Genomic DNA, 18690 nt, shown 5'->3' with positions numbered 1-18690 from the left:
TCGCGCGGCTGTGGCGAGCGCGCAAGCGCCGGGCGTGCTCGCGCGGCTCGACTCCGTCTATGAAGATGGCTGGGCGTAAGCGTCTCGATGGGGATGGGCATGACGGCGGCCTGGATTGCGATGACCGCGGCGGCGGCGCTGGCGGCGAGCGCGCCCTCGGCGGAGGCGCCTGCGCCGGGCGCTGCGCCTTCCGCCCCCGCCGGACCGGACGTGCGCCGCATTCCCGCCCCCGGCGGCGAGGTGGTTCTGGTGGGGCCGCGGGACGAGACCGCCTGGAGCGAACTGAAGTTCGCCCCCGTCCGTCGGGTGGGCGACGTGGTCTATTTCTCGGGGGTGGTGATCGGACCGAGGCCCGGCGAAGCGCGCGACGCCGCGGCCTTCAAGGCCCAAGCGCGCCGGGCCTTCGCCTATCTGGACGCGGCGCTGAAGGCGGCGGGGCTGACCTTCGCCGACGTAGCACGGCTTGAGACCTTCCACGTCTGGAACAGCGCCAATTTCGAGGGCGACAAGGACGCCCAGTTCCGCGCCTTCGCCGAGGTGAAGGACGAGTACTTCAAGCCCCCCTATCCCGCCTGGACCGCCGTGGGCGTCGCCGAACTGCTGCCGAGCGCCGGCGTCGTCGAAATTCAGCTCACGGCGCACGTTCCACCAAAGCCGCCCGCCCCGCCGAAGCCCGCCGCCAGGCCCAGGCCCGCCATCAAGCCAGCACCCAGGCCGCCCGCGAAGCCGGCGCCCAAGCCGGCGCCGCGGCCGCGCGCCCCGTCCTCGAACAACGGCCTCGACATCCCCGACGACGAGTCCGCCCTGCATTGATCCGAGGCCGGATCGACGCTTGAGTAGGCCCTCGGGAATTTCGGAGCGCCGCCCCATGAAAGCTGTCTTCGCCTGCGCCGCCGCGGCGCTCTGCATCGCGCCGGCGGCTAGGGCCGCTCCACCCCCGCCAGGCGACCAGGCCCTCCTGCGCGAGATCGCCGCGGCCGTGAGCGCCGAGCGCCAGCGCGCGACCATCGAGCGCCTGGTGGGCTTCGGCACGCGGCACACCCTTTCGGACACAAGGTCCCCGACCCGTGGCATCGGCGCCGCCCGCCGCTGGGTGGCGGCTGAGTTCACCGCCATTTCGAAGGACTGCGGCGGCTGCCTGGAGATCGCCACGCCCTCACAGGTGATGAGCGGCGAGCGCGTGCCGACGCCGACCGAGGTCATGGACGTGCTGGCGATCCAGCGCGGGACCGAGGAGCCCGACCGGGTGATCGTGATCTCGGGCCACCTGGACAGCCGCGTCAGCGACGTGATGGACGCGACGAGCGACGCCCCTGGGGCCAATGACGACGCCTCGGGCGTGGCGGCGGGGATGGAGGCCGCCCGGGTTTTGTCCAAGCACAGGTTCAGGGCCACCATCGTCTATGCAGCCCTGTCGGGCGAGGAACAGGGGCTGCTGGGCGGAAAGGTGCTGGCCGACTACGCGCGCGAAAAGGGTTGGCGGGTCGAGGCCAACCTGAACAACGACATCGTCGGTAACACCGAAGGGATCGGCGGGGTGCGCGACAACACCCACGTGCGGGTCTTCTCCGAGGGCACCAAGGCCGTCGAGACCCAGGCCCAGGCCAACCGCCGGCGCTACAACGGCGGCGAGGTGGACAGCCCCTCGCGCAATCTCGCCCGCTACATGGACCGGCTGGCCGACGCCTATCTCACCAACCTGGACGTGGTGATGGTCTATCGCACCGACCGTTTCGGCCGTGGCGGCGACCAGGTGCGCATGCTGGAGGCGGGCTTCCCCGCGGTGCGGGTGACCGAAGCGGTCGAGAACTACATCCGCCAGCACCAGGACCTGCGCACCGAGAGCGGGGTGGCCTACGGCGACGTGATCTCCGGGGTCGATTTTCCCTACCTCGCGCAGGTGACGCGGCTGAACGCCGTAACCCTTGCGTCCCTGGCCAGCGCCCCGGCGCCGCCCGAGGGCGTGGCGATCTCCGGCGCGGTCAGCGCCGACACCACGGTGAAGTGGACGCCGGCGAAGGGCGCGGCGGGCTATCGCGTCTGGTGGCGCTCCACCACCGAACCGCAGTGGCGCTACAGCCGCTGGGTCGAGGGCGCGGACGCGGCGGAGACCGTGCTGAAGGGTGTGGTCATCGACGACTGGTTCTTCGGCGTCTCGGCGGTCTCCGCCCACGGCTACGAGAGCCCGGTGGTCTTCCCGGGAGACGCGGGTTCGTTCGTCTCCCCGCCGCCGCCCGCCGCGAAATAGCGTCAGCCGCCGTAGCGCACCTCGGCGACCGGCGCGCCGGCCCTGGCCTTCACCGCCGCGAGCGCGGCCTCCAGGTCGGCCAGATAGGCGGCCGTGACGCCGGCGTGGATCGGCGAGAGCATCAGGTGCAGGCCCTTGGGCTCGGTGATGGCGCTCGTCACCCAGCCCTTCTCGTACATGGCGCGCGCGATGGCGTGGCAGTTCACGTCGTCGCGGGTGAAGGCGATGAGGCCGAGCTGCGGGGCGCCGACCACGGAAAAGCCGAGGGCCTTGACGCCGTCTTCGATCGTCTCGCGGGCGCCCACCGCCAGGGCGTGCCGCGCGCGGTAGCCCTCCACCCCCAGGAAGTTCATCACCGCCCAGGCCGAGGCGATCGCCCCGCCCGGGCGGGTGCCCGCCAGCGTCGGCGTGACCATCCGACCGGCCGGCCAGACGTCGAGATCGAAGACCATGTGGTCGCGCAGGGCTTCGGCGCGGAAGAAGACCGTCGAAGCGCCCTTGGCGCAGTAGCCGTACTTGTGCAGGTCCGCCGACATCGACCAGACCCCGGGGACTTCAAAGTCGAACGGCGCGATGTCGGCCCCGTTCATCCGCACGAACGGGGCCATGTAGCCGCCCACGCAGGCGTCGACATGCAGCCACACGCCCTTGGCCGCCGCGACCTCGCCGAGCTCGGCGATGGGATCGATCAGGCCGAACGGAAAGCAGGGCGCCGAGCCGACCATCATGACGGTCGAGGCGTCGCAGGCCGCGATCATGGCCTGGGGATCGGCGAGCCAGCCCTTCAGCGGGACGCGCCGAACCTCGATCTCCATGACCGCGGCTGCCTTGTCGAAGGCGGGATGGGCCGAACGGGGCAGGACGATGTTGAGCCGGCCTTTAACGCCGCGGGCCTTGCGGGTGTAGTCCCGCGCGGCCTTGACCGCCATCTGGATGGAGTCGGTGCCGCCGGAGGTCATGTGCCCGACCGCACCGTCCGGCCCGTGCAGCAGCGACAGGCCATAGCCGACCACTTCGGCTTCCATCTGCTTGAGGCTGGGGAAGGCGGCCGGACCCAGGCCGTTCTCCGACATGAAGCGCAGGTAGGCCTTCTTCTGCACCTCCTCGACGTCGGGCCCGGCGTTGAAGACATAGACCGCGGCCCGCCCGTCGCGCCATTTCACGTCATGGGCGGACATGGCGTCCATCCGCGCGGAGAGGTCCGGCCAGGGGGTTCCTTGCTGCGGCAGGGCGTGGGTCATCGGGCGTTCCTCCTGGCGGGCCGTTCGGCGGCCCGGATGCTTGGCGGCATGATGGCCCGGGAATGCGGCGGTTGGCCACAGCGGTTGCGCGATGCGCGGTCCGGCGGCCGCCAGACAGGGTTAACGATTTTCGAACGCCGATTCTCCTAGCCTGCCTTTGTCGAGGCTGATCGTGGAGACTTGCTCAAATGGCCCAGGCGCATGGTCGGGTGGAGCGGCGTGACGTCGTCGCCTCCGCGACGGGCGCTGAGGACGACTTCCTCCGCGTTCTAAACCTGCAGACGATCCCGATGCCGAACGGGGTCCTCGGAGTCGCCGAAGTCTCCAAGCACATCGGCTTTCCCGTCCATCGGGCCTACTACATCAAGGAGGTGCCGACCGGTGAAGGACGAGGCGGCCATGGCCACAGGGCCCTTCGACAATGCTTCCTCTGCCTGCGGGGCAGCGTCACGCTGCGCGTGGTCAAGAACGGTCGCGCGATCGAGCGGCGACTCGGCGCCCGGCCCGAGGCCGCGATCGTCGACGCGGGGTGTTGGCGCGACCTGAGCGACTTTTCCGAAGATTCGGTGGTCATCGTCCTGGCCTCGGCCGAGTACGACGAAGCCGACTACATCCGCGACTATGACGCGTTCGAACGGTGGGAGGCGGGCGCCGACGCGCCGCTCGCCACGCCCTATCTGGACTTGCGCCGCTACAATGACGAGGTGGGGCCCGACGTCGAGCTGGCCATCCGCCGCGTCGTACAGTCCGGTCAGTTGATCGGCGGCGCCGAAGTCGCCGCCTTCGAAGCCGCCTTCGCCGACTATTGCGGCGCCGCCAACGCGGTGGGCCTCGGCAACGGGCTCGACGCCCTCGCAATGGCTCTCCGCGCCTGGAACATCGGACCCGGCGACGAGGTCATCGTCCCGGCCCACACCTTCATCGCCACGAGCCTGGCCGTCGACGAGGTGGGCGCGACGCCCGTCCTGGTCGACGTGGAGGCCGACACCGGCCTGATCAGCGCCGATGCGGTCGCCGGAGCGATCACCGCGCGGACGCGGGCCGTGATTCCGGTGCACCTCTACGGCCACCCCGCCGACATGGATCATCTCAAGGCGGTGATCGCCGGGAGGGACATCCGCATTCTGGAAGACGCCTGCCAGGCGCATGGCGCCCGCTACAAGGGCGACCGCTGCGGGGCGCTCGGAGACGCCGCAGCCTTCAGCTTCTATCCGACAAAGAATCTCGGGGCGTTGGGCGACGGCGGCGCCCTGACGAGCCAGGACGGCGAGCTGATCAGCCTGGTCCGTAAGCTCGGCAACTACGGCGCCACCGAGAAGTATCACCACGCCCTGAGCGGCCGGAATTCGCGTCTCGATCCGATCCAGGCCGCAGTCCTGGGCGTGAAGCTGCCCCGGCTTGACCGCTGGAACTCGAGGCGAGGGGAACATGCGCTGCGGTACTTCGCCGGACTGTCGGATCTCGCGGGCCTGGAACTTCCCGCCGTGCGGCCCTGGGCGGAGCCCGTATGGCATGTCTTCCCCGTCCGCGCTCCGGGAAGGCGCGACGCGCTGCAAGCCTGGCTTGCCGAACACGGCGTCGGCACGAACATTCACTATCCCATACCCGTGCATCTGCAGGCCTGTTACGCTGGCCGCTGGCGTTGCGGCGACTTCCCGAACGCCGAGCACATCGCCTCGGCCGGGCTCAGCCTGCCGCTCGACCCGACGCACACCGCGGCGGAGATCGACCTGGTGATCCGTCGCGTCCGGGAGTTCTTCGCCTCATGAGCCAGCGCGGACTGCGGGATTCGAGATCGGTCGACCTCGCCACGGTCGAACTGGATTTCGCCGGCTTTCGCGAACTGGCGCAGAATCCCCATCTCAGCCTGAACGAGAAGATCGGGTTCCCGGACAGCTATCGAGCTGGCTACGAGGCGGCGATCTTCGCCGACATCCTTGCGAAGCTGCCGGCGCTCTCGGACGGGCGCGACAAGACGGTCGTGGACATCGGCCCGGGCTGCGCGGGGCTGCCGCGGATGCTGACCGAACTCTGCGGCGAGCGGGGCCACAGGCTCGTGCTCGTGGACAGCCCCGAAATGCTGGACTTGTTGCCGCAGGGCGATGGCGTGATCGCATGTCCGGGGCTGTTCCCGGCCAACGCCGCGCAGGTCGCCGCCGCGGCGGCGAACGGCGTGGACGTCCTGCTCTGCTACAGCGTCCTCCACTACATCTACGTCGACAGCAACCTGTTCGACTTCATCGACGCCGTCGTCGATCTGCTCGCGCCCGGGGGCCGCGCCCTCATCGGCGACATCCCCAACCACTCAAAGCGCCGACGTTTCTTCGCCAGCGAGACCGGACGCCGCTTTCACGCCGACTTCACCGGAAGCTCCGAGCCCTACGAGGTGAAGTTCAACGAGACCGTTCCGGGCAAGATCGACGACGCGGTCCTTACTGCCTTGGTCCAGCGCGCGCAGGCCGCCGGTTGCGACGCCTATCTCCTGCCGCAGGACCCGGGCCTTCCCATGGCCAACCGCCGCGACGATCTCCTGATCATGAGGCCCTGAAATGGCGGACAAGCCCCTGGTCATCATCGGCAACAGCGAAATCGCCGAGATGGCGCATCAATATTTCGCCTACGACAGCGAGCGCGAAGTGGCCGCCTTCGCCATCGGACGCACCTACATCAAGGAGACGGAGCTCGGCGGTGTTCCCGTGGTTCCGCTCGAAGAACTCGTGCGAAGCCACCCGCCGGGCGCCTATGACGCCTTCGTGGCCGTCGGAGACGGCCAGCTCAACCGGCTCAGGCGCCGGCTTCTGGACGAGGTGAAGGGCCAGGGCTATGCGCTCGCAAGCTATGTGAGCAGCGCCGCCTTCGTCTGGCGAAACGTCGAGATCGGCGAGAACTGCTTCATCCTGGAGAACAACGTCCTGCAGCCGTTCACGCGGATCGGCGACAACGTCACGCTGTGGAGCGGCAACCACATCGGCCACCGCACGGTGGTCGAGGACGACGTGTTCATGGCCTCACACGTGGTGGTTTCCGGTTTCTGCCGCATCGGCGCGCGCAGCTTCGTTGGCGTCAACGCCTCTTTCGCGCCGCATGTCGCGGTCGCTGAAGACAACTTCATCGGCATGGGCGCGGTGGTCACCGCCTCCACCGAAGCCGACGGCGTCTACCAGGGTCACCCCGCGGAGCGGCGGAAGATATCGGCCAAGCGGTACTGCCGGGTCTCGGACTAGCCTTGGAAGTTCGCGCCTACACCGGCGAAGACCGCCAGGCCTGGAACGCCCTGAACCGCGCCGCCGGCAACGGTCACTTCCTGTTCGATCGCGGCTTCATGGACTACCACGCCGACCGCTTCAGCGACGCCTCCCTGATGGCGCTGGACGACGGCCGCCCGATCGCGCTCCTGCCCGCAAATCGTGACGGCGACGCGGTCTGGTCCCACCAGGGCCTGACCTTCGGCGGGTTGATCCACGAGGACCTCGGCGCAACCCGCGCGCTCGAGGTGCTCGACGCCTTCGCCCGGAGGCTGCGATCCGACGGCGCGTCGAGCCTCGTCTACAAGGCGACGCCCTGGATCTATCCGTCACGTCCGGCGCAGGAGGATCTCTACTGGCTGTTCCGCCGGGAGGCGCAGCTCATCCGTCGCGATGTGAGCGTCGCCATCGACTACCGCGCGCCGGGACCGGCTTCGCGGCGCCGAAGGCGCGGCGCGCGGACGGCGGAGAAGGCGGGGGCGACGTACGAGCGCTCAACGGACTTTGCAGCCTATTGGGCGCTGCTGGAGTCGGTGCTCGGCGACCGCCACGGCGCAAGGCCGGTGCACAGCGAGGCGGAGATCCGCCTTCTCGCCGAACGGTTTCCGGAGGAAATCGCCCTTCACGTGGCGCTGATCGAGGGCGAGGTCGCAGCGGGCGTCGTCATGTTCTGCACCCCGACGGTCGCGCATGCGCAGTATATCGCCGCCAGCGACCGTGGCCGGGAGCATGGGGCCCTGGACGGCTTGTTCTTCCACCTGATCGAGTTCTATTCGGCAAGCCGGCGCTTCTTCGACTTCGGCATCTCGAACACCGATCAGGGGCGCAGCCTGAACGAAGGCCTCGTGCGCCAGAAGGAGGAGTTCGGCGCCAGCGCGGTGGTTCACGACTTCTATCGGGTGGAGCTCTAGTCTCGGTGGCGCCAAGCCAAGCCCACGCCGCTTCGCCCGAAGCCGTCTCCGTTGTAGAAGAGCAACTCGTAGTCTCCCATGACGCATGGCGCGCCAAAGCAGCGCATCTGCGCCTCCCAGGATTCGAATGGCGGCTGAAACACAGGGTTGAGGGGCGGACGGGAGCCAGGAATCCCCGGCGCAGGGCCCTCCACCAACTCATACCCCTCGCAGGTGCGGATTGAGACCATGAGGCGATCCTGGTTCTTCCCAGTGATCACTGGCCTCCCGAAGCCGATCTCGCCAGCGGCGACGTCGGGCTCTAGGACGATGTCACCGGGACCGCTCCAGGAATCCGCATGCGTCGAATGGAGCTTCCGGAGGCTGTATTTCGGCAACCGCTTGCCTAGAGGCCCATCAAAGAACGACTCGCCGCCAATGTAGAGCATCTCGTATCCGCCATGCCGCGGCGTGATGAAGGGAGCTGTCCGGAAGAAGCGCTCGCCTGGAAGCGGCGGAAGCAATGGCGCATCGTCCTTCGTGAAGGTTCGTCCTCCATCTCGCGAGCGCGCCATCCCGGCGAACAGCGTGTAGGGCGTCTCAACCGACCCCCTTCGCCATCCGATGTAGAGAAGCACTACCTCTCCGTCGACACGGAGAAGCTGTGAGGGATTCACGCCATCGCAATCGAACGCCCCGGGGGCGCCCACATCGAGGACCGGCTCGGCCGACACGTTCAGCAGGTCGAACGGCGGCTTGGGTGCGAACTCGGCCGCGAAGATTCGGCCGCGCATTTCATAGTCGCACGAGGCGAAGAGCACGCGAACGACGCCGTCGACCAGCATGGGCGTCGGCAGCATGGCGTGACTGAACGCCAGCGGCCCGCCTTGAGCCTGGAGCACGCACCCCAGCCTGCGCCAAGCTTGGCGCCGCTCGGTCAAGCCGCGCCAGCCGCGACGGACGAGGACCGTCGTTGCTCAACAAGTTCGGCGAACCGCCGCTCAATCCTGCGCGTAAAGCCAACGCCGTCGCAAACCGGACCGTGCTCGAAGGCAGGGCGCACGCGGCTCCGCAAGGCGTTCAGGACGATGGGGTCCCGCGTGAGCTCGATCGCCTTCTCGACGAACGCGGTCGCGTCCGGAGCCGCGAGTTCTGGAAGGCCAGAGGCGCGCGCGAAGCTCGCCGCGTAGGCGCCGGTCAGGCAGCCCTCACTCAGCGCAAGCACCGGAAGGCCGTTGGAGAGGGCCTCCAGACTTGTGGTGGAGCCTGGCGCCGGCCAGGTATCAAGCGCCAAGTCTACGGCTCCGAAGGCTCGATGATAGGCGTCGCCGGAGGAGTGCCCCTCGAAGACGATCCGTTCCGGCGCGACACCATGCGCCGCGAACCGCGCCTGGGTGGTCCGCTGCAGCACCGGATCGACGAAGTAGCGGTACTTCAGGAGCAGCCGCGAACCTGGCGCGCCTTGCAGGACCTTGGACCAGGTCTCCACGACGGACGCGCCGAGCTTCGCCGGGTGATTGAACGATCCGAAGGTGACGTAGCCATTGGCCAGAGCCGGCGTGTCGACCGGCGCAAGGCGATTCGGCGAGGGCTCGAACGCGGTGAACACCGGGCCGATATCGCACACCTCCTCCGTGAAGAGGGCGGGATCGCTGAGGCCGATCGCTGACGAGGCGTGCAGGACGTAGTCCATCTGCGGCAGGCCGGTGGTCTGAACGAAGTTCAGCCAGGCGACCTGCACCGGAGCGGGCTTCAGGGCGAAGACGTCCAGGCGCGACCCCGCCGTATGGCCCCAGCAGTCGGCGAGCACGTCGATCCCGTCCTGCCGAACGCGCTCCGCCGCAGCGTGAGCGCTCAACCCGCCGATCGGATGGACATCGATCCATTCGGGCCAATTGCCGATCTCTTCGGCGCTTTCTGGATAGAGCGTGACCGCCACGGCGTCTGGATCGTGGTTGTTCAGGAGCGGCGCGATGAACTGGTTCAGTTGCGAGCCGGCGAAGCGTGGCGCGACATAGCCGATGCGCAGCTTGCCGCGACGAGGCGGAAACTGCTGAACGTTCCGCCCCTGCTCACCCGGGGCGAACCTGCGGGCCCAGGCCATGGCCTCGCGCGCGTAGCCCTCGCCGCCATCCTCGCAGAACAGCAAGGGAAACAACAGGAATTGCGCGACCGAGGCGCTGTCGAACATCTCATCGGCGGCGCGGAAGACCTGAACCGCCTCGTCGATCCGCCCCTGATGCTGAAGCGAGAGGGCGAAGCTCAACAGGGTCTGCGCCGCTGGCTTCTCCGCCTGCAGCGCCATGGTCCAGACGACCGAGGAGAGTGCGACGAAACCCTGCCCGTAAAGCGCCTGGGCGATGCGCGCGGCGAAGTCGGGCTCGGCGCGGCATCTGGCGAGATCGGCCCGCATACCCCTGATGAGCGGAATGGCCTGAAGAATGCGCGCATCGTTGAGGTGCGCCGTCGCGGCGTCTGCATCGCCCAGGGCCAGGCTCGCCGACGCCAGCCAATAGCGGCACTCGGCCTCCGCTGGCGCTCCAGCGGCCATTCGCTGCAAAAGGAGAACCGCGGCGGCGGCGTCGCCGCCGAGCACAAGTCTTCGCGCGTCGAGCAGGTTTTTCGTGAGGGTTGCGGAATCCATGGCGCCTCCGAGCAGGGAGGCTAGGCCCGCGATACTAAGACCCGGTTAACCACGTTTCCTTCGGCAAGCACGCGCGAGGGGCGCGACGACGGGGCTTTCTGAGAGCGCGGCCGCCCTCATCGTCCGTTAACCATGTTTTGCGACCCTCGCCGGAAGACAGACCGTGGGCGACGAGCGCCCTTGCCTGGAGATGACGGATGAGCCTCGCCTTGAAAGCCTCCGATCCTGCGCATCCCGCCGTCGAGAACCTCGTCCACGACGGCGCGCACGTGTTCGACCAGCGCGTCGATCCGCAGGCGGCCGCCGCCCTCCTGGCCGACATCCGCGCCACGCGGAACTTCGACCATCGCCTGTTCCTGTCGGAGGCCGAGTTCGACGCCGATCCGCAGTACACCGGCGTCAATCCCAGGCCCGGCCGCAACCTGCTGGAGCGGTTCGAGGACCAGCTCGGCTTCGTCGAGCAGGCGCCGCACATCGTCGAGGCGGTCTCGGCGCTGCTGGGCGCGGACTATGAGATCCTCAACAAGAAGATCGTCTGCGGCGTGCCCCAGAGCTCGGTGCCGGAATGGCTGCGCGAACGCATCCTCGGCAATCCGGTGAACAACCTCGGCGCCTATGTCAGGCCCGAGTATCGCGACATCACCTATTTCTACGGCATCGACTTCCACCAGGACCTGATCGACTACAAGGACCGGCCGGCCGACTTCCTGACGCTCTACATTTATCTGCACCCGGTCACGCGGCTGGACGCGCCGCTGTTCCTGCTGACCGGCACCCATGCGCTGGGCGGGACGCTGTTCCCCCACGACCTGAGCCGCGCCGGGCCCGACGCCTGGACCTACCGCGACCGCCGCGGCGGCGAGATGACCGCGCGCCAGCTCATCCTGACCGGCGACGCCGGCTACGCGGCCATGTGGCACGCCTGCACCCTGCACGGCACCCAGCCGGACGCGGCCGACCACGAGCGCATTTCGCTGCGCTATCTGCTGGCCCAGGGCTCGGGCCGCGCGGGGATCGACGAGGTCAACGCGACGCTTCGCGGCCCGCTGGCGCTGAACGAGACGCGCTTCGACCTCGCCGCGGACGGCCGCGCGGTGATCAAGGCCAACACGGTCAACAAGGCCTGAGGCGCGAGGCCGCCGGTCAAGGCAGGTCGTCAGGCCAGGTTCGGCTCGCGGTAGACGAAGGTCGTGTATTCGTAGAGTCCGTAGTCCGCGCGCACGCGCACCTCGCGGCTGAGCGCCCGGGTGGCGAAGGCGACAGCCTCGTCCATTGGCCAGTGGAACAGGTCGTCCCGCGGATAGTCCAGGTGGACGCTCATCACGTTGAAGGCCACGCCCAGCCGGCAATGCGGCCAGACCGCCGTCAGCAGCGCCTTGACGAAGGCCTCCATCTCCACCTGCGGCAGATCGCGCTTGACCGTGAAGACGCCGTTGAGAATGGCGAAGTCGAACATCTCGCCCAGGTCAGGCGAGGCGATCAAGTCGCGGCATAGAAAGCGCGCGTGCGGGTGCCGGCCGCGCGCGTTGTCGACCATCGCCCTGGAGATGTCGAGACCGGTGTAGGTCCAGGTCCCGGGAACGACGTTCTCCAGCAGATAGTCGAGGAACAGGCCCACGCCGCACCCGACGTCGAGCAGGCGGACAGGCTCGTCGGTCGCCGGAACGCCGCTCGCCATGATGCGGAAGCGGGTTTCCAGATCCTCCAGGTTCGGCCAGTCCACGCCGTGGACGTTGGGTCCGAACATTGCCAGCGTCTCCTCGTAGTGACGCTGGATCGCCCGATAGTCGGCCGGGCGCGACCCCATCAGGGCGCTCATGCGCCGCGTCCGGGCGGCGGGCGTTCAGACAGCATTTCGGCGTCCAAGCTCACATTCTGTGGCCGCCAGGATCGCGCAGAGTCGCTACGATTCAGTTTCCCGCAGGCGCCAGAAACGTGAGTCGAAGCCGGGTCTTAGGCCGCCGAAAGGCGCGCGCCCATCATCTGGTGCAGGAGGTTGATGGCCTTCAGCGGCCGGACCATCACCTTGAAGCGTGTGATCTTGCCCGCCTCGTTCCAGGCGATCATGTCCACGCCATTGACGGCGATCCCCTCGATCTCGCAGGCGAACTCCAGCACCGCCGAATTCTCCGCCGTCCATTCGCCGAGATACCGGAAGCTGTCGCCGCCCAGCACGGTCATGGCCGCCAGGAGATATTTCTCGACGATCGGCCGACCCGCCTGAGGGGTATGCACCACCGGAGACTCGAAGACGGCGTCTTCGGCCAGCAGCTCATGCAGGACGGCCGGGTCCCGCGTACGAACGAACTCGTGCCAGCCAGCGATCGCGCCTTGCGTCATGTCGTCCTCCCGCACGCCGGCGCGGCCGGGTCGGCCGCGCCTCGCCCGCAGTGGGGACCGGCGGCGTCGCGGAAGTCAATCCGCTCCGACGGCCCGGCTCAGGCGGCGACCTTGCGCGGGACCAGGCGCTGGCTGGACAGGGCTTCCTGCGCCCCCGACACCCCGGCCTCGCCGTACTCGGCGTCCTCGTTGACTTCCCACACGTCGTAGAGCGTCTCGCCCGCGGCGATGTTCAGGGCCGTCAGCAGGCCCGTCATCATGGCGTGGTCCTGGTTGTTGTACTTGTGCATCCCGTTGCGGCCGACCAGGTGCAGGCCGGGGAACGACAGCGACAGGTCCAGGCGGATCATGTCGACGTTGTGCGCATAGGCGTCGTCGTAGACCGGGTAGGCCTTGGGCTGGCGCACCACGGCGGCGTCGTAGACGTCGGCCGGGTCCATCAGGCCGATCTTGCCGATCTCGGCCTTGGCCAGGTCGATCAGGTCGGCGTCGTCGGAGGCCCACAGGCCGTCGCCTTCGAAGCAGAAGTACTCCAGGCCCAGGCACGTGGAGACGCCGTCGGGGATCATTTCCGGCGACCAGGAGCGGAAGTTCTGCACCCGCCCGACCTTGACGCTCGGATCGTGGATGTAGACCCAGTTGTCCGGCAGCTCCTTCTGCGGCTTGCCGATCAGCACCACGGTCAGGAAGTCGCGGTACTTCAGGTCGCGGGCGTGGAAGAGGCTGATGGGCGTCGGCGTGATGGCGGCCATCAGTTCCCGGATCGGCGCCGAGGACACCACGTTGTCGGCGGTGAACACCTCCTCGCGGCCGTGCTCGTCGACGGCGGTGACGGTCCAGACCTTGGTCGCGGCGTCGAAGGCCAGGGCCGAGACCCGCCGACCCATCCGAACCTCGCCGCCCAGGGCCTTAACCTTGGCGGCGCAGGCGTCCCACATCATGCCGGGGCCACGCCGCGGGTAGCGGAAGGACTCGATCAGCGTCTTGGCGGCCGCGCCGCCGCCCTTTCGGTTCAGGCCGAGAGAACGCTTCAGGCCGTCCACGATCGCCGAGCCCAGGTCCAGGCCCTTGATGCGCTGGGCGGCCCAGTCGGCGGAGATCTCGTCGCAGCCCATCCCCCACACCTTCTCGGTGTAGGTCTTGAAGAAGATCGAGAACAGCTTCTCGCCGAACTGGTTGCGGACCCACTGGTGGAAGGTCTTCGGCGCCTTGACCGGGAAGGCCTTGGCCCAGGCGAAGGACGCCATGCACAAGGAGCTGGTGAAGACCCCGAGGTTCGCCAGGGCTTCGAACGCCTTGAGCGGATAGGCGTAGAACTTGTTGCGGTAGTAGATGCGCGACAGGCGCGGCCGCTCGATGAAGTCGTCGGGCAGGATCTCGTTCCAGAGATCCACGATCTCCTTCGACTTGGAGAAGAAGCGGTGGCCGCCGATGTCGAACAGGAAGCCCTTGTAGTCCACGGTGCGGCTGATGCCGCCGACGTAGCGGGGGTCCTGCTCCAGCACGATCACGCCGCGGCCCTCCTTGGCCAGGGTGTAGGCCGTGGTGAGGCCCGCCGGGCCCGCCCCGATGACGAGGGTTTCGATGTGTTGGCTCATGCCCCGCTCCCGCTTGGATCGCGGGCACCATGGGCGACCCATAGTTAAGGCCTTGCGGCCGAACGTAGTGAATCCGAATTAATCTCGCGCCTAGATTGCGCCCGTCTCAGCGGACCCGCCAGGCGCGGACCTCGCCCTCGCCCGCCGCCGGCGCGAGCCAGTCCGGGACCTCGCCGGCCTCGAGCCGCGCCGCAAGGCCGGCGGGCGCCAGACGCATCAGACGCAGGACCTCCCCGGAGCGGCACACGACGACGTAGTCGACCCCCAGGTTGCGGGCCAGGACGCGGGCCTCGGCCGGCGGCGCCTTGAGCATCTCGTGGACGGCGACGATGCCCTCGGGATTGCGGTGGTAGGGCGCGCTCATGACCTGATGGGGCGAGGCCATCAGGATGAACGGTCCCGAATCTATCGGCGCGGCGACCAGGCCCGGAGGCAGATCGCCGAGCCCGGCGTAGGCGCCGGGGTCGAAGCAGCTTTTCGACGAGGTCAGGGCGGCGCCCTGCGCCTTCGGCGCCAGGGCCTTGCCCAGGGCGCGGCCGCCCAGGGGCAGCCCGACGGCCAGGATCAGCCCGACCAGCATCACCGCCCCCCAGTCGCGGCGCGAAACCCCGGCGTCCCGGGCCGCGCCGACCATCGCAGCCGCAATCAATGGGCTGGCGAAGGCGACCGAGTAGACGATGCCGCGCATCTGGACGAACAGCATGGCGATGGACGCCAGCCACAGAAGACCAAGGATTGCGAGCGGCCATCTGCGGGCCGGTCGACGCCAGGCGACCCAGGTCATGGCGCAGAGCCCGATCAGCAGGAGCACGGCCGAGGCCATTCCGAACGGATCGAACCGGCCGAGCAGTCCGGGAAGGGTGCGGGCCTCCTGCACATGGTCGAGCCAGATGGGACCCAGCCGAGGGTCGACCGCGGCGAAGGGCCCCTGCAGGCAGGCGGGCCCCGCCCAGGCGAAGGCGGCGACGCCGGCGACGCCGGCTGCGGCCGACAGCGCCAGGCGTGCGAGCGGGGACGCCAGGCGCCCACCGACGCCCGCAGCGAGGGCCAGTCCGAGGCCGCCGACGACCGCCAGGGCCAGGACGGGCCAGGCGACCTGATCGCAGACGGCCGACGCGACGTAGCGGGTGGGATTGAAGGCGAACGCCATAAGCGGAGTGGCCAGGGCGACGGTCAGGCCTAACCCGAGCACCGCGTCACGCACCCGCGCGCCGTCCCGCGCCAGGATCAGCCCTGCGGCGCCGCAGAGCACGAGCCAGAAGACCAGCGCCTCCAGTCCCACGGCGAGGGAAAGCGCGCCGCCGAGGCCCGCGAGGACGCCCATCCACGCCCCGCGGCGCAGGCCCATAACCCCGGCGAGCATGACGAGGGCGCCCAGCAGCTGCAGGGCGTGGTGGTCGATCCGGCCGGGGGGAAACTGCCAGAGCGCCGGGCCGAGGAGGCCGAACAGCAGCATGGCCGGAGCCATCGCCGGCGCGCCTGCAAGACGACGCGCGACGAAGCCGACGGCGGCCAGCGCCGGGAAGAGCTGGATCAGGGGCCAGAGGACCAGAGCGGCCGTCTCCGCCGCAGGCGCAGGCAGGACCAGCCCGAAGAGGGCGATCAGACCGCCGAGCGCCAGGTCGGGAATGCGCGACCAATGGATGGAGAAACCCGGGGCCGGCCAACCACGGTGCTGGTCGACGTCGAACCAGTCCTGCCCCGCCAGCCAATCGCGCACCTGCACCAGGCGCATGGCGTCATCGGTGTCGAGATCGTGCAGGCCATTCCAGACCTGGGCCCTTGCGAGCAGGAACAGGCCGATGACCAGCCAGGCGATCGCCGCCGTGCGCCAAAGTCCCGCCCGACCGCGGAAGAAACCGCCGACATCCATGCGTAAAGCCCTCGCGCTCCCCGATCGGGCTTACGGGCGGGCGCTTAAGAAAGCGTGCGGCCCGCGGGCTGCTCACATCGGGTAGCGCGCCTGCCCAAAGCCGGCGGAAGTTAACGCTCGCTCAACCCAAATGCCCGCAGCGTGCGGCTTGACGCGCAGGAGGCATGGCCCATGCCGAACTGGTTGAATCGAGTGCGTTTTCAGAACCTCAAGGCGCCGCTGAAGATCTCGGTCGGACTGGGGGCCGTGCTGGCCTCCATCCTCGGCGTGGGCGCGGTGCTGTTCGTCAACTTCTCGGCCCTGGAGCGGGCGGACGCGGAGATGACCCGCTCGACTCGGGCGCTGCACGCCCTGGAGGACGCCCGGTTCGCCCTGGCGCGGCAGGAGAATTCGCTGCGGGGCTACCTGATCTCCAAAGACGCCTACTACCTGGACCGGATCACCCACCTGCACCGGCCCACCTTCTTCGCCCGCGTGGCCGAACTGGAGCGGCTGAGCGCGGAAGAGCCGCAGACGCTCGCCAACATCGCCAGGCTGAGGTCCACCTTCGAGGACTGGCGGCTCGGCGCGGCGGACCGGGTCGCGGCCCTGGCGGCCGACCCGGCGAAAGGAGCCGAGGCGGCGGCGATGATCGGCCACGCCAGACCGGCCGACACGCTGATGGGGCGCGCCGAGGCCTCGCTGGGCGTCATCGAAGCCTCCGCCCGCGCCGATGTCGCCCGACAGGCCGCGATCAAGGCCAGGGCGGCCCGCAACATCAAGCTGGCCTGGGCCATCGGCGTGTCGCTGACCGCCGCGGTGGCCTGCGCCGTCGGCGTCGTGCTGTGGACGAGCATGGCCTCCCCGATCGTCGCCCTGACCCAGGTGATGCGCCGCCTGGCCTCGGGCGACAACGCGGTGAAGGTGCCGGCCGTCAGGCGACAGGACGAGATCGGCCTCATGGCTGCGGCCATAGCCACCTTCCGCGACGCCGCAGTGGCCAAGGCCGCCCTGGAGGCTGAAGCCGAGGTGAGGCGGCGCGAGTCCCTGACGCTGGCCGACCAGGCGCGTGCGGCGAGCCGCGCCAAGTCCGAGTTCCTGGCGACGATGACCCACGAACTGCGCACGCCGCTGAACGGCATTCTGGGCATGGCGCACATCATGGCCGCGGGGGGCCTCGAGCCCCAGCAGCGCGAGCGCCTGGAGACGATCGAGGAGTCCGGCCGGGCCCTGCTGGGCGTGATCAACGACATACTGGACATCTCCAAGATCGAGGCCGGCCGGCTGGAGATCCGCCCGGCCCCCTTCGATCTTGGCAAGTTCGCCGACAACCTGGCGGCGCTCTATCGGCCGCTGGCCGCCGAAAAGGGGCTGGAATTCACAATGGACGTCTGCCCGGACGCCCGCGGCTGGTTCCTGGGCGACGCCGTACGCCTGCGCCAGGTGGCCTCGAACCTGATCTCCAACGCCCTGAAGTTCACCGCCAAGGGGGAGGTGCGGGTGAGCCTGGTGCGGGTGGGCGAGCGGCTCGTGTTCGCCGTCAGCGACACCGGCCTCGGCATCCCCGCAGACCAGCAGGAGCGCCTGTTCGAACGCTTTGTGCAGGTGGACGGCTCGGCGACGCGCCGCTACGGCGGCGCCGGCCTGGGATTGGCCATCTCCAAGGAGATCATCGGCCTCCTCGGCGGCACCATCGCGTTCACGAGCCGCGAGGGCGAGGGCTCGCGCTTCGCCTTCGAGGTCCCCCTGCCCTCCGCCCAGGCGCCGGCCGCACCCGCGGAGACGCAGGCCGAGGACGGCGGGGGCGGAGAGGCTCTGCGGGTGCTGGTGGTCGACGACAACGCCACCAACCGGATGGTGCTGACCGCGCTCCTGAACCAGTTCGGGGTGGAGTCGCACTGCGTCACTGACGGCCGGGCCGCCCTCGCGGCCTGGGAGTCCGGCAGTTGGGACGCCATATTGATGGACATCCACATGCCCGAGATGGACGGGGTGACGGCCACCCTGCGCATTCGCGAGCGCGAGCACGAGCTTGGGCGCCCGCGGACCCCGATCATCGCGGTGACCGCCAGCGTTCTGACGCACGAGACCGAGAGCTACCTGTCCGCCGGCATGGACGACTGCGTTCCCAAGCCGGTGGAGGTGCGCAGCATCATGGCCGCCCTGCAGGGCGTGCTGGCCGAAGCCGCTGACGCCTAACCGGCCGCAGCCCTGCGCGGCGGGGGCGCGGGCGCGCGCAGCATCCGTTCCACCCGCTCGACGATTTCCGCGCCGCTGAACGGCTTGGTCATGACGTCGCGCGCGCCGAGGCCGACAGCCCGCTGGATGTCCTCGCGCGAAGGCGCCTTCATCAGGAACAGGATCGGGTAGGTCGGCCGCACGCCGTGGCCGCGCAAGGTCTCGAGCACCTCGAAGCCGTTGAGTTCGGGCAGGTCGCGGTCGATCACCAAGGCGTCCGGTCGCAGGCCCTCGAGGCTCTGCATGGCCAGGACGCCGGTGCGGGCCATGCACGTGCCGTAGCCGGCAACCGACAGGCGGATCTGGATGAGCTCCAGCACCGCACGGTCGTGCTCGGCGATCATGACCGTCGCCTGCCGGGCGCCGTAGTTCATCGCCACGCTCCCATCTTCAG

16 protein-coding genes are annotated in these 18690 nt (G+C 69.0%); 8 read left to right on the top strand and 8 right to left on the bottom strand.

All coding sequences use genetic code 11. The features are described from left to right. Window positions 1-99 precede the first annotated feature (99 nt). Window positions 100-813 (top strand): Rid family hydrolase, encoded by a 714-nt coding sequence (locus ACK4YQ_RS05240; protein ID WP_409608981.1) that lies wholly within the window; start codon window positions 100-102, stop codon window positions 811-813. Window positions 814-868: 55 nt separating this feature from the next. Continuing rightward, window positions 869-2248, top strand: a complete 1380-nt coding sequence (locus ACK4YQ_RS05235) for a M20/M25/M40 family metallo-hydrolase (protein ID WP_409608979.1) — start codon at window positions 869-871, stop codon at window positions 2246-2248. Between the two features lie 2 nt (window positions 2249-2250). Here ACK4YQ_RS05235 and ACK4YQ_RS05230 read toward each other — a convergent pair whose 3' ends face one another. Next, window positions 2251-3489 (bottom strand): pyridoxal phosphate-dependent decarboxylase family protein, encoded by a 1239-nt coding sequence (locus tag ACK4YQ_RS05230; RefSeq protein WP_409608977.1) that lies wholly within the window; start codon window positions 3487-3489, stop codon window positions 2251-2253. Window positions 3490-3677: 188 nt separating this feature from the next. Between ACK4YQ_RS05230 and ACK4YQ_RS05225 the strand changes: the two genes are divergently transcribed. The 4 genes from ACK4YQ_RS05225 to ACK4YQ_RS05210 are packed head-to-tail and all read left to right on the top strand — an operon-like array spanning window position 3678 to window position 7645. Next, window positions 3678-5258 carry a DegT/DnrJ/EryC1/StrS family aminotransferase gene (locus ACK4YQ_RS05225; RefSeq protein ID WP_409608975.1) on the top strand — a complete coding sequence of 527 codons (1581 nt, stop codon included), beginning with the start codon at window positions 3678-3680 and terminating at the stop codon, window positions 5256-5258. Then, window positions 5255-6037, top strand: coding sequence for a hypothetical protein (locus tag ACK4YQ_RS05220; RefSeq protein ID WP_409608973.1), 783 nt, complete (start codon window positions 5255-5257; stop codon window positions 6035-6037). Before ACK4YQ_RS05225 ends, ACK4YQ_RS05220 begins: the two co-directional genes overlap by 4 nt. Window position 6038: 1 nt before the next feature. Continuing rightward, a complete protein-coding gene (locus ACK4YQ_RS05215; protein WP_409608971.1) occupies window positions 6039-6713 on the top strand; it encodes an acetyltransferase in 675 nt (224 codons plus the stop codon). A gap of 2 nt (window positions 6714-6715) precedes the next feature. After that, the gene (locus ACK4YQ_RS05210; RefSeq protein ID WP_409608969.1) at window positions 6716-7645 is read left to right on the top strand and encodes a GNAT family N-acetyltransferase; all 930 of its coding nucleotides are present in this window, start codon (window positions 6716-6718) and stop codon (window positions 7643-7645) included. Here ACK4YQ_RS05210 and ACK4YQ_RS05205 read toward each other — a convergent pair. Then, window positions 7642-8526: a hypothetical protein gene (locus ACK4YQ_RS05205; RefSeq protein WP_409608967.1), complete on the bottom strand. Its 885-nt coding sequence runs from the start codon at window positions 8524-8526 to the stop codon at window positions 7642-7644. The two genes, ACK4YQ_RS05210 and ACK4YQ_RS05205, sit on opposite strands and share 4 nt — an antisense overlap. 35 nt (window positions 8527-8561) lie before the next feature. After that, window positions 8562-10268, bottom strand: coding sequence for a hypothetical protein (locus ACK4YQ_RS05200; protein ID WP_409608965.1), 1707 nt, complete (start codon window positions 10266-10268; stop codon window positions 8562-8564). Window positions 10269-10465: 197 nt separating this feature from the next. Between ACK4YQ_RS05200 and ACK4YQ_RS05195 the strand changes: the two genes are divergently transcribed. Continuing rightward, window positions 10466-11395 carry a phytanoyl-CoA dioxygenase family protein gene (locus ACK4YQ_RS05195; protein WP_409608963.1) on the top strand — a complete coding sequence of 310 codons (930 nt, stop codon included), beginning with the start codon at window positions 10466-10468 and terminating at the stop codon, window positions 11393-11395. A gap of 29 nt (window positions 11396-11424) precedes the next feature. Here ACK4YQ_RS05195 and ACK4YQ_RS05190 read toward each other — a convergent pair whose 3' ends face one another. From ACK4YQ_RS05190 to ACK4YQ_RS05175, 4 genes are all read right to left on the bottom strand, one after another. Continuing rightward, window positions 11425-12087 (bottom strand): class I SAM-dependent methyltransferase, encoded by a 663-nt coding sequence (locus ACK4YQ_RS05190; protein ID WP_409608961.1) that lies wholly within the window; start codon window positions 12085-12087, stop codon window positions 11425-11427. A gap of 134 nt (window positions 12088-12221) precedes the next feature. Next, a complete protein-coding gene (locus ACK4YQ_RS05185) occupies window positions 12222-12608 on the bottom strand; it encodes a nuclear transport factor 2 family protein (RefSeq protein ID WP_409608959.1) in 387 nt (128 codons plus the stop codon). A 98-nt stretch (window positions 12609-12706) separates the two neighbouring features. Then, window positions 12707-14206, bottom strand: a complete 1500-nt coding sequence (locus tag ACK4YQ_RS05180; RefSeq protein ID WP_409608957.1) for an NAD(P)/FAD-dependent oxidoreductase — start codon at window positions 14204-14206, stop codon at window positions 12707-12709. A 106-nt stretch (window positions 14207-14312) separates the two neighbouring features. After that, window positions 14313-16079 (bottom strand): hypothetical protein, encoded by a 1767-nt coding sequence (locus ACK4YQ_RS05175; protein ID WP_409608955.1) that lies wholly within the window; start codon window positions 16077-16079, stop codon window positions 14313-14315. 192 nt (window positions 16080-16271) lie between these two features. Here ACK4YQ_RS05175 and ACK4YQ_RS05170 point away from each other — a divergent pair, with 192 nt between their 5' ends. Further along, window positions 16272-18257, top strand: coding sequence for an ATP-binding protein (locus ACK4YQ_RS05170; protein ID WP_409608953.1), 1986 nt, complete (start codon window positions 16272-16274; stop codon window positions 18255-18257). Here ACK4YQ_RS05170 and ACK4YQ_RS05165 read toward each other — a convergent pair. Next, window positions 18254-18670, bottom strand: coding sequence for a response regulator transcription factor (locus ACK4YQ_RS05165; RefSeq protein WP_409608951.1), 417 nt, complete (start codon window positions 18668-18670; stop codon window positions 18254-18256). The two genes, ACK4YQ_RS05170 and ACK4YQ_RS05165, sit on opposite strands and share 4 nt — an antisense overlap. Between the last annotated feature and the right edge of the window lie 20 nt (window positions 18671-18690).

The organism is Phenylobacterium sp. (genome assembly GCF_046291545.1).
Lineage (GTDB): Bacteria > Pseudomonadota > Alphaproteobacteria > Caulobacterales > Caulobacteraceae > Phenylobacterium.
Note: the sequence above shows the minus strand (reverse complement) of the source record. Positions and strands in the feature narration are given on the sequence as shown.